The organism is Pseudarthrobacter sp. NPDC080039 (genome assembly GCF_040702335.1).
Taxonomy (GTDB): Bacteria; Actinomycetota; Actinomycetes; order Actinomycetales; family Micrococcaceae; genus Arthrobacter; species Arthrobacter enclensis_A.
This window is the reverse complement of record NZ_JBFBKY010000028.1, coordinates 1-11,302: the sequence shown is the minus strand read 5'-3', so window position 1 is coordinate 11,302 and position 11,302 is coordinate 1. Positions and strand designations below refer to the sequence as shown.

Here is an 11,302-nt window from a genome sequence, read left to right as displayed (position 1 = left end):
CCTAACCGTTGACGTCGTGCAGGTGGTGGACGACGTCGTGCAGGAAGTATTGCGAGAGCGTTAGGACGGTGAATTCCGAGCCGTTGCTGCGCAGGCCTTTCCGTCCCCAGTCCTCTTCGGGAACCTGGGCGAAGGATTCGGCGGCTTCGTGCCCTTCCGCTGCCAGTTCGGGCCCCACCTCGGACGGGTCGGCATTGGCGTAGTCCTTCTCGATGGCCGTCCGGTCCTGGTCCCAGTCCGCGAAGCGGGCACCGTCCTCGGCCAGCATGAGGTTCAGGCGTTGGACGAAGAGAGTGAACACGTCCCGCACGTGGCAGGCGTACTCCGCGGGCGACCAGGTGTCGTCGTCCGGACGCTGGGCGGCGTCGGGGCGGCGGAGGACGGCCAGCCAGCGGGGAATCATGCTTTCGATGCTTCCCGGAACCGTTGCCGGCGTGGCGCTCGAGGCATTGAAGGAGCACTCCGGGCAGGGACGGGACAGGACCCAGGTCCAGTCCTTCTCATCAGGAACGATAGGCATGGGAGCAGTCTAGGCGCTGCGGGCCGAAAGACTCTGGGATGCCGCCTTCCGCGCGCCTACCGTTGCGGCATGAGCCCGGAAACGCGCAGGGGCAGGGAAGACAACGAAAGCATGGTGCAGCTGGCCGGCCTGACCAAGAGGTTCGGCCGCAACACGGCGCTCGACGGCGTGAGCCTCACCATCGGACCCGGCGAGGTGTTCGGCTACCTGGGCCCGAATGGGGCGGGCAAGACCACCACCATCCGGCTCCTCATGGGGATGCTGCGGCCCACGTCGGGCACGGCGTCCGTGCTGGGGTTCGATGCGTGGCGGCAGTCCAGGGAAGTCCACCGCCTGGTGGGCTACGTGCCCGGCGAGCCGGCCCTCTACGACCGGCTCACCGGGAACCAGCACGTGGCCTACTGTTCCCATCTGCGCCACCGGGACGACCGCCGCCGGGCAGCCGGGGTGGCAGACCGGCTTGAACTGGACCTGGACCGTCCGGCCCGGACGTTGTCGCGCGGGAACCGGCAGAAGCTCGCCGTCGTCCTGGCCGTGATGTCGCAGCCGCGGCTGCTGGTCCTGGACGAGCCCACCAGCGGGATCGACCCGCTGGTACAGCAGACTTTCCACTCCATCCTCCGCGAGCACACTGCCGGCGGCGGTTCGGCGCTCTTCTCCTCCCATGTCCTGGGTGAGGTGGAGCGCGTGGCGGACCGGATCGGGGTGGTGCGCGCGGGGCAACTGGTGGCGGTGGAGCGGCTGCAGGACCTTGCCGCCCGCTCCCTCCACCGGGTGCGGGCCCGCTTTGCCATGGAGGTGTCCGCCGCGGAGTTCGGCGGTGTGCCCGGCGTGCGGGACCTGCTGGTGGACGGCCACACACTAAGCTGCAACGCCCCGCAGTCCGCCCTCGACGCTCTGTTGAAGCTGGTCAGTGCACGGGAGGTGGAGGACTTCGAATGTTCCGAAGCCCCCTTGGAGGAGACATTCCTGAGCTACTACGGAATGGACGGTCAACCAGGACAGACGACACCGGCGGCCGCCGGAACCGTTGCCCGAACGGCGGCAGGCCATGCTCACTAGCGTCCTCACGAAGACACTCCGGGACCAGGGCCGGCTGCTGCTTGCCTGGGCCCTCTCCCTGGCGCTCATTGTGGCCACGTATGCAGCAATCTGGCCGTCGGTGAAGTCGCAGCCGTCGATGAGCGATTTCATCGACCAAATGCCGGAGGCGTTCCGGTCGTTGTTCGCCACCTCCAGCGCCGACATGTCCACTCCCACGGGGTACATCCAGGTGGAACTCCTGTCCTTCATGGGACCCATTGCCGTGCTGATCTACGCCATCAACGCGGGCGCGGGGGCCATCGGCGCGGAAGAAGACCGGCACACGATGGACCTGCTGCTGTCCAACCCGGTGGGACGGGGCCGGGTGGTGGTGGACAAGTTCCTGGCCATGGTGCTGGGCACGTTCCTGCTGGCCGCGGTCATGGGGTTGTCACTGGTGCTGGAGGGCAACCTGGCAGACATGGTCCTTCCCCCGGACAAGGTGGCGGCCGCCATGCTGCACCTGGCGCTGTTGGGCGTTGTTTTCGGCTCCCTGGCACTGGCGCTGTCGGCGGCCACGGGACGGACCGGACTGAGCCGCGGCATCCCGGCCGTCCTGGCGGTACTGGCGTACATCATCAACGCGCTTGCGCCGCTCGTGGACGCCTTTGACAGGATCCAGGAAGCCTCCCCGTTCTTCCAGTACATCGGCCAGGACCCGCTGCGGAAGGGGGTTGCGTGGGACAGCGTGCTGGTGTCCGCCCTCACCATCGCCGTGCTGGTGGCGCTCGCCGTCCCCGGCTTCCGGCGGCGGGACGTGGCCGGCTGAGCTCCAGCTTGTCCGTATCCCGGGCCTGTCCTCCGAGGAGAAGCCCCGGCCGCTGCTAGGCCTCCGCCGACGCGCCGTCCGCCCATGCCATGGCGGGGCCCACTGCATCCACGGCCTGCGAGAGCGGGACACCTGAGCCATCGCGGCGGCCATGTTCCTGCGGCAGCGACCTGGCAACGCCGGCGGCGGACGAGGCCTTCGCCGGTCCGTGTCCTGCCCAGCCCAGCAGGAGCATGTCCTCGCCCTTGAGGAACCGGTGTGCCCGGACGCCGGCGGTGGCGCGTCCCTTGGCCGGGTACTCGGAGAAGGCGGTCACCTTGGCAGTGCCCGGGGCGGTGCCGGGGAGGGCACCGTTGGTGCCGGCGATGGTGACCACGACGGCGGCCTCATCCTCGGGCTGCACCGCCCCAAAGAAGACCACATGGTCGCCCGCGGCAAGTTTGATTCCCGCCATGCCGCCGGCGGTGCGCCCCTGCGGCCGCACCGCGGAGGCGGGGAACTTCAGGAGCTGCGCCTCCCTGGTGATGAAGACCAGTTCTGCGTCATCCGCGCCCGCGGGAGCCACTCCCACCACCGCGTCTTTGTCTTTGAGGGTGATGACTTCCCAGTCTTCGCGGTTCAGGGGGTAGTCAGGCTGGACGCGCTTCACCACGCCCTGGGCGGTGCCGATGGCCAGGACCTCGTCAAGGCGCACGAACGCCACCAGGGATTCGCCCTTCACCAGGGTGAGGAACTCCTTGGCCGGGACGCCGCCGGCGAGGTTGGGCAGCCCGCCCACTGGTGCAAGCACGGGCATGTCCATGACCTGCAGCCGGAGCATGCGGCCCAGCGAGGTGACGGCCGCGATTTCGCCGCGGGCCGACGTCTTGACCACTGAGGTGTACACGTCATGCTTGCTGCGGGGACCGGCCTCGGCCAGGGGATCCTGGTTGGCGGTGCGGGCCACTTGTCCGGAGGCTGTGAGGATGGCCCAGCAGGGGTCGTCGGCGATCTCCAGGGACAGCGGCGCCGCCTTGCCCTTTTTTCCGTTGGCCCCTGCGATCTCGGCGGCCACGGTGGGGGAGACAGCTTCCGACTCCAGCAGGACGGTCCGGCGGGGGGTGCCGTGTTCCTCGGCAATGGCGCCGAGTTCGTCGGACACCACGGTGCGGAGCAGTTCCTCCGAGTCCAGGATGGCCTGCAGTTCCGCGATCTCGCGGCGGAGCTCGTCCTGTTCCTTTTCCAGTTCGATCCGGGAGTACTTGGTGAGCTGGCGGAGACGCAGTTCCAGGATGTAGTTGGCCTGGACCTCGGTGAGGTCGTAGATGGACATCAGCCGCTCGCGGGCCGCTGCGGCCTCGTCCGAGGACCTGATGATCTGGATGACTTCGTCGATGTCCACGATGGCGATGAGGAGGCCTTCCACCAGGTGGAGGCGGTCCTTCTTCTTGCCGAGGCGGAAGACGGTCCGGCGGCGGACCACGTTGATCCGGTGGTTGACGTAGACGGACAGCAGGTCCACCAGGCCCAGCGTCTGCGGCTGGCCATCCACCAGGGTGACATTGTTGATGCCGAAGGAGTCCTCCATCGGCGTGTACCGGTAGAGCTGCTGCAGGACGGCGTTCGGGTTGAAACCGTTCTTGAGCTCGATGACCAGCCGCAGCCCGTGCTTGCGGTCGGTCAGGTCCACGATGTCGCTGATGCCGGTCAGCTTCTTGGCGTTGACCGCGTCCTTGATCTTCTCGATGACCTTTTCCGGGCCCACCATGTACGGCAGTTCGGTGACCACCAGGCCGGTGCGGCGTGCCGAGAGCTGCTCGATTTCCACCTTGGCCCGGGTCTTGAAGGAGCCGCGGCCGGTGGCGTAGGCGTCCCGGATGCCGTCCAGGCCCACGATCCTGCCGCCGCTGGGCAGGTCAGGGCCGGGCACGAACCGCATGAGGTCTTCCAGCGTGGCGTCCGGGTGGGCGATCAGGTGCCGGGCAGCCGAGATCACTTCCACCAGGTTGTGCGGGGCCATGTTGGTGGCCATGCCGACGGCGATGCCTGTGGCGCCGTTGACCAGCAGGTTGGGGAACGCGGCCGGAAGCACGTCCGGCTGGGTGAGCTGGTTGTCGTAGTTAGGGACGAAGTCCACCACGTCTTCGTCGAGGTGGTTGGTGAGGGTGAGGGCGGCCGCCGCCAGCCGGGCCTCGGTGTACCGCGGTGCCGCCGGGCCGTCGTCGAGCGAGCCGAAGTTGCCGTGCCCGTCGATCAGCGGCAGGCGCAGGGAGAAGTCCTGGGCCATGCGCACCATGGCGTCGTAGATGGCGGCGTCACCGTGCGGGTGCAGCTTGCCCATGACCTCGCCCACCACGCGGGCGCTCTTGACGTGGCCGCGGTCCGGGCGAAGGCCCATGTCGCTCATCATGTACAGGATGCGGCGCTGCACCGGCTTGAGCCCGTCGCGGGCGTCCGGAAGCGCCCTGGAGTAGATCACCGAGTACGCGTACTCCAGGAAGGAGCCCTGCATCTCGGACGTGACATCGATATCGACGATGTTCTCCGTGTAGTTGTCGTCTGCGATGGGGGCTGGACTTTGGCGGCGGGCCATGGGGTTTGGTGGATCCTTCTGGGGGTGCTGGCAGCTTTTCGGGCATGCTGCGGGAGTTCTTGGCTAGGCTAAGCCTATGGTGGATCAGCCCGGGGACGGCGAATATCCGGAACATTGGGAGGCCGATGTCGTCCTGCGTGACGGCGGAACCGCGCACCTGCGGCCCATCCACCCGTCGGATGCCGACGCCGTCCAGGCCTTCCACACCGGGCAGTCGCAGAATTCAATCTACATGCGCTTCTTCGCGTTCAAGGCCAGGCTGTCGGCCAAGGAACTCAAACGCTTCACCGAAGTGGACTACAAGGACCGGGTGGCGTTCGTCATCACCATCCACGGCGAGATCGTCGGCATCGGCCGCTACGACCGCCTCACCGACCCCACCGAAGCTGAGGTGGCGTTCAACATCGCCGACGCCCACCAGGGCAGGGGCATCGGCTCCATCCTGCTGGAGCACCTGGCAGCCGCCGCGCACGAGAACGGGATCCGCAAGTTCACCGCCGAAGTGTTGCCGGAGAACCGCAAGATGCTGATGGTGTTCTCCGACGCCGGCTACGACGTCAAGCGGCACTTCGACGACGGCGTCGTCAGCCTTGAGTTCAATGTGGAGCCCACCGAGAAGTCGCGCGCCGTCATGGAATCCCGCGAGCACCGCGCGGAGGCGAGGAGCGTCCGGGACCTGTTGACGCCGTCGTCCGTTGCCGTCATCGGAGCCAGCCGCAAATGGGGCACCGTGGGGTACCAGCTGCTGGAGCACATCATCGAAGGCGGCTTCCACGGATCCGTCTACGCCATCAACCCGGAGGCGCTGGAACTGGCCGGGATGATCCCCTACGGCAAGCTGTCCGAGGTTCCCGAACCCGTCCAGCTGGCCATCATCGCCGTGCCCTATGAGCAGGTGGCCGGCGTCGTGGAAGACTGCGCGGCTGCCGGCGTCAAGGGCGTGGTGATTGCCACGGCAGGCTTCGCGGACGACGGCGAACGTGGCCTGCTGCGGCAGCGCGCCCTGGTGCGCCAGGCCAGGGCCAACGGGATGCGCGTGATCGGGCCGGCGTCGCTGGGCATCGCCAACACGCACCCGGACGTGTCGCTGAATGCGTCGATGGCGCCCACTATGCCACTGCGTGGGGGCCTGGGCCTGTTCAGCCAGTCGGCGGCGATCGGTGTCTCGCTGTACGCAGCGTCCAGCCGGCGCCGCCTCGGGCTCTCCAGCCTGCTCTCGGCCGGCAACAGGGCCGACGTGTCCGGCAACGACATGATGCAGTACTGGGAGGACGACGCCGACACTACCGCCGTGGGCCTGTACCTGGAGTCGATTGGCAACCCGCGCAAGTTCTCCAGGATCGCCAGGCGCCTGGCCCGCACCAAGCCGGTGATCGTTGCCAAGTCGGACACCATGGGATTGCGGCTGCCGCCCGGGCACGCCGTCCGGACCACCCAGGCGCCGGCCGGCGCCCTGGACGCCATGCTGCGCCAGTCGGGCGTAATCCGCGTGGAGACCGTGGAAGAGCTGGTGGACGTCGCCCAGGTGGTGTCCGGCCAGGCGCTTCCGGCCGGCCCCGACGTCGCCATCTTCAGCAACTCCCAGGCCTTGGGCAACGTGGTGGCGGACAGCGCCGTGGCACACGGGCTGGGCGTGGCCCAGGTGGTCTCCGGCCTCGACCTGGACGCCGGTCAGTCGGTGGCGCTCCCCGCGCTGCGGAAGGCACTCCGTGACGCCCTGGCCCCGGATACCGTGCATGCCGCGGTCGCAGCCCTCCTGCCTGCCCGGGGCCTGACCGTTGACGCCGTGGCCCGGGTCCTGGCGGAGTGTGCGGCCGCGGCGGGGAAACCCGTGGTGGCTGCGTTCAGCGGCATCCTGGATCCGGCCATCAACGTTGAGGGCCTGGTGGGTGCCGACGCGTGCACCGTCCCTTGCTTCTCCAACCCCGGTGCCGCCGTCGCAGCGCTCGCCGCCGTGGTGCGGTATGCGGAATGGGCTGCCCGCGACCAGGGACAGTTCGTGGAACCGGCAGGCTGCGATCCCCGCAAGGCCGAGGCCGAACTCGATGAGCTGCTCCGGGACGTCACGGGTGAACAGCTCAAGCAACTGGAACCGGCGGCAGCGGCTTCCCTCCTGGGGCATTACGGCATCACCGTTCTGCCGTCGGCGGCCTTCACCACGCCCGACGAGGCCGTGCAGGCGGCGGAAGCTCTCGGCTGGCCCGTGGTGCTGAAGACCACGGACCCCGCTCTCCGGCACCGGCTGGACCTTGGCGGGGTGCGCCTGGGGATCGAGGACGCCGAATCGCTGCGCCAGAACGTGGTGCAGATGCGGCGGGCGCTCGCCGCCTACGGAGACCCGGCCCTTGAGGTCCAGTCCATGGCAGCGGTGGGCCAGGCCTGCACCTTCCGGGCCATCGAAGACCCGTTGCTTGGCCCGGTGATTTCGTTCGGCCTCGCCGGTGACGCCGTCAACCTCCTCGACGACTGGGCCCACCGGGTTCCGCCGCTGTCCGCCGCAGACGTCCACGACTTTATCCGTGCACCCCGGGCCTCACGGAAGCTTTTCGGCTACCAGGGGCTGCCGGCCGTTGACGTCCAGGCGCTGGAGGACCTGGCCGCGCGGCTGGCGTGGATGAAGGACAACCATCCGGAGATCGCGCTTGTGGAATTCAACCCTGTCCTGTGCGGTACTTCAGGGGCGACCATCCTCGCCGCCGATGTCCGGATCGGCAACGCCGCACAGCGTACGGACAGCGCCCGGAGGGCCATGCTGGGCTGACGCGGTTAGCAAGTGACCGGACGATCTGTGAAAATGGGGGCATGAGCTTCCAGCCTCCCGCTTCGGCGCCCGAAACGCCCGGAAATGAAAACCAGGCAGTCCGCCAGCACAGCTCACACAACCACGGCATCCAGGGCCAGAGCCTGGAAGACGCGCTGCAGAGGGCAGGATTCTACCCGCGCCTCGTGTCGGACGTCGTCGACGACGCACTGGACGGCCGGGACTGCGTGGCACACCTGGTGCACCTGGAAACCCACTTCGACCGGGCCGAGGTCCGCCGCCATATCACGGTGCTGGTCCTGACCGCTGACATGCTGGTCATCACGCACGTGGATGACCAGCAACTGGACGAAGCCGGGGAGCAGATCGTCGCCCAGATCTCCACAGAGTCCGTCCCCGTGGCGCAGATCCGCTCGGTGGTCCTGAGCTACATGTACGCCCAGCCGCAGGACTACAAGCCCTCCGACCCCGTCCGCGAACTCACCCTGTCCATCGCCTGGTCCGGGGGCCAGCGGCTGGACATGGGGCCGGCCAGCTGCGGGGACCCGCAGTGCGAGGCCGACCACGGCTACACGGGGACCATCGCCCAGGAAGACATCGTGCTGCGGATCAGTGCGGAGGCAGACGGACTCCAGGCCGTGCAGGACGCCAAGCTCTTCGCCAGGGCGCTCCGCGCGGTCAACACCGGTTCCGCTGCCCCCGTATCCCACGCACAGTCCATGGCGCCCAGGCCGCGTTCCGGAGTGTTCGGCAACAGGCTCAGCCGCGGACACCAGCAGCGCTGAGATGCCGGACGACCACCACGCCGTACAAGCCTCCGCACGTACTTCCGACCTTCCGCCAGCTCCTGCCTATGGCCACCGCTCGATCGCCGAGGTCCTCACCAGTGCGGCAGCCAGCCTTGGCGTGGAGGGCTTCACCAACACGTTGGGGCTGCCCGACGCGTCCAGGGTCTGCGTTGTGCTCGCGGACGGCCTGGGCAGGAACCTCCTGAAGCAAAAGGCCGCCCATACGCCCTTCCTGCGTGCGGTGATGCAGTCCGGGCAGGGCGACGTGCCGGTGTGGCTGGACTCCGCCTTTCCCTCCACCACTGCAGCGGCGTTATCCAGCTTCGGGACCGGGCTCCCCGCCGGCCAGCACGGCATGGTGGGCTACGACGTCCTGGACCCTGGCCAGGACAAAGTGGTCAACCTGCTGGGGAACTGGGACCCCGGTGTGGACCCCTCTGACTGGCAGCCGTTCCCCACCGTGTTTGAACGGATCGACGCGCGCGTGGACGTGAGTACCGTCAGCCTTTCCCAGTTTGACGGGTCGCCCATGACCCGCGCTGCGCTGCGCGGGGGCCGGTTTATCTCCGGGATGACCGCACACGCGCGCACCGCCGCTGCCGCCGAGGCCATGGCCGCCGCCGGCCCCTCCCTGATGTATTTCTATGTCAATGAACTCGACAAGGCCGGCCACCGTTACGGCTGCCGTTCCGAGCAGTGGGAACACCAGCTGGAAGAACTCGATTCCACCGTCAAGCGGCTCAACTCCTCCCTCCCCGCCGGCACCACGATCCTGCTCACTGCCGACCACGGCATGCTGGACGTCCCGGAATCCCAGCGCATTGACTTTTCGCAGGACCCCGGGCTGGTGGACGGCGTCCGGCACACGGCCGGCGAGCCGCGGATGGTCCACCTGTACCTGGAGGAAGCAGCCGCAGCGGACGGGGCCGCGGAGCGTCTGCTCGCCGCCTGGAAAGGCCGGTTCGGTGACCGGGTGTGGGCTTTCACCCGGGATGAAGCCGTGGCCGGTGGACTCTTCGGTGACGTGCGGCCCGCTGTCGCGGGCAGGATCGGTGACGTGATGATCGCGGCGCGGGACGCCGTCGCGCTTTACGACGGACGGCGGATGCGCCCCACCGCCATGGAGGTGGTGGGCCAGCACGGCTCCCTGACCAAGGCCGAGCGGGAGGTCCCGCTGCTGTGCTTTACCGCTGAAGGAAGGACCCGCCGCCGTGGCTGAGCTCATCTTCTTCTCAGGCACCATGGACTGCGGCAAGTCCACCCTTGCCCTGCAGATGGACTACAACCATCGGGCGCGTGGCCGCGGGGGAGTTCGCTTCAGCCGGAACGACCGGGCGGGCGAGTCCCGCATCTCGAGCCGCCTTGGCCTGGAGACGGACGCAGTGGAGGTGCAGGACACCACCGACTTCTGGGAGGAAGTCATGATCCGCCGTACCCGGGGCCAGCGCATCGATTACCTCATCTGCGACGAAGCCCAGTTCTACACTCCCGGGCAGGTGGAGCAGCTGGCCAAAGTGGTGGACGAAATCGACGTCGACGTCTTTGCCTTCGGCATCACCGCCGATTTCCGCACCCGGCTCTTCCCCGGTTCCCAACGCCTGATTGAGCTTGCGGACCGGGTGCAGGTCCTGCAGGTGGAAGCGCTGTGCTGGTGCGGCCGCCGGGCCACGCACAATGCCAGGACGGTCGACGGCGTCATGGTCACCGAGGGCGCCCAGGTTGTGGTGGGCGACGTTGACATGGTGGTTGAGGCCGCGGCCCCGACCGAAGCGGAGCACGCTCCGGTCGTGGGGTACGAGACGCTGTGCCGGCGCCACTTCATGCGGCGGGTGACGGCGCACGGCGCCTCCCTGATGGCACAGCAGGACCAGTTGCTGCCGTTCGAGGTGGATGCCTGTCTTTGGCACGGCTCCGGTGGACCCGGCGAGCCGGGCGGTCCCGCCGAACCGCGCAAAGCCTAGGCTGACGGGGCAGGACTTGGGCAGCCCGATACCGCGCTGATTCGACGACTGGCACTCAGCTCCTGGTCTCGTATCTGGTAAGGAGTACGCCGTCGGGAAACGTCCGCGTTTCCACCAGGCGCAGGTTCACCCAGCTGTCCAGGGCTGTGAAGAACGGCGTGCCGCCGCCCACCAGGACCGGATGAGTGACCATCACGTAGTCGTCGATGAGCCCGGCCCGCATGGCCGCTGCGGCGAGGGTGGCGCCGCCGATGTCCATGGGGCCGCCGTCGTCCGCCTTGAGCCGGGTGATCTCGGTGACCGCGTCGCCGGCGACCAGGCGGGTGTTCCAGTCGACCGTGCTGGTCGTCGAGGAGAACACCACCTTGGGCATGTTCCGCCAGCGGCGGGCGAACTCACTCTGCGCCGGTGTGACGCCCGGCTGCTGGTCGGCGGCGGGCCAGTGCGAGCTCATCGTCTCCCACAGCTTGCGCCCGTACAGCGCCAGCTCTGTCGTCCCCACACGGTCGGACCACCATTGGAACAGCTCGTCGCTTGGTACGCTCCAGCCGAGGTCGTCACCGGGCGCGGCGATATAGCCGTCCACGCTCAGGTTCATGCCGAAGGTCAGTTTGCGCATGGCGCCAGTCTCCCGTGGGCCGGCATTCGTTGTACAGACCTTGAGGGCGATGATGGAGATACGCCCTGTGGCCGCTCTTGATTGTCGTACCCCCTTGTCATGATGGGTTTATGGGGAAAGCGGCGGTGGTGAGTGCGTTGGCGGAGATGCGTGCTGCCCTTGCCGTGCTGGTTGCGGAGGTGGAGGGCTCTGGTTCGGAGCCGTTTTCGGTGGCTGATCCGTTGGCTGG

General features: G+C 68.0%; 9 protein-coding genes. 6 read left to right on the top strand and 3 right to left on the bottom strand.

The features are described 5' to 3' along the window. Position 1: 1 nt before the first annotated feature. Positions 2 to 520: a DinB family protein gene (locus AB0313_RS19365; RefSeq protein ID WP_141940914.1), complete on the bottom strand. Its 519-nt coding sequence runs from the start codon at positions 518 to 520 to the stop codon at positions 2 to 4. A 69-nt stretch (positions 521 to 589) separates the two neighbouring features. Between AB0313_RS19365 and AB0313_RS19360 the strand changes: the two genes are divergently transcribed. Next, positions 590 to 1,582, top strand: a complete 993-nt coding sequence (locus tag AB0313_RS19360) for an ABC transporter ATP-binding protein (protein ID WP_366307674.1) — start codon at positions 590 to 592, stop codon at positions 1,580 to 1,582. Continuing rightward, positions 1,572 to 2,372, top strand: coding sequence for an ABC transporter permease subunit (locus AB0313_RS19355; RefSeq protein WP_366307672.1), 801 nt, complete (start codon positions 1,572 to 1,574; stop codon positions 2,370 to 2,372). Before AB0313_RS19360 ends, AB0313_RS19355 begins: the two co-directional genes overlap by 11 nt. Positions 2,373 to 2,427: 55 nt before the next feature. Here the strand turns inward: AB0313_RS19355 and AB0313_RS19350 are convergent, their stop codons facing one another. After that, positions 2,428 to 4,944: a DNA topoisomerase IV subunit A gene (locus tag AB0313_RS19350; RefSeq protein ID WP_141940917.1), complete on the bottom strand. Its 2,517-nt coding sequence runs from the start codon at positions 4,942 to 4,944 to the stop codon at positions 2,428 to 2,430. Positions 4,945 to 5,020: 76 nt separating this feature from the next. Between AB0313_RS19350 and AB0313_RS19345 the strand changes: the two genes are divergently transcribed. From AB0313_RS19345 to AB0313_RS19330, 4 genes are read left to right on the top strand one after another with little or no spacing between them, the layout of a single operon-like run. Continuing rightward, entirely contained in the window at positions 5,021 to 7,705 is a 2,685-nt protein-coding gene (locus AB0313_RS19345; protein WP_141940918.1) for a GNAT family N-acetyltransferase, read from the top strand. A 41-nt stretch (positions 7,706 to 7,746) separates the two neighbouring features. Beyond that, the gene (locus AB0313_RS19340; RefSeq protein WP_141940919.1) at positions 7,747 to 8,490 is read left to right on the top strand and encodes a DUF5998 family protein; all 744 of its coding nucleotides are present in this window, start codon (positions 7,747 to 7,749) and stop codon (positions 8,488 to 8,490) included. Position 8,491: 1 nt separating this feature from the next. After that, a complete protein-coding gene (locus AB0313_RS19335) occupies positions 8,492 to 9,712 on the top strand; it encodes a nucleotide pyrophosphatase/phosphodiesterase family protein (RefSeq protein ID WP_366307669.1) in 1,221 nt (406 codons plus the stop codon). Continuing rightward, positions 9,705 to 10,454 carry a thymidine kinase gene (locus AB0313_RS19330; protein WP_366307667.1) on the top strand — a complete coding sequence of 250 codons (750 nt, stop codon included), beginning with the start codon at positions 9,705 to 9,707 and terminating at the stop codon, positions 10,452 to 10,454. Before AB0313_RS19335 ends, AB0313_RS19330 begins: the two co-directional genes overlap by 8 nt. A 55-nt stretch (positions 10,455 to 10,509) precedes the next feature. Here AB0313_RS19330 and AB0313_RS19325 read toward each other — a convergent pair whose 3' ends face one another. Beyond that, the gene (locus AB0313_RS19325; protein ID WP_366307666.1) at positions 10,510 to 11,073 is read right to left on the bottom strand and encodes a dihydrofolate reductase family protein; all 564 of its coding nucleotides are present in this window, start codon (positions 11,071 to 11,073) and stop codon (positions 10,510 to 10,512) included. Positions 11,074 to 11,302 lie beyond the last annotated feature (229 nt).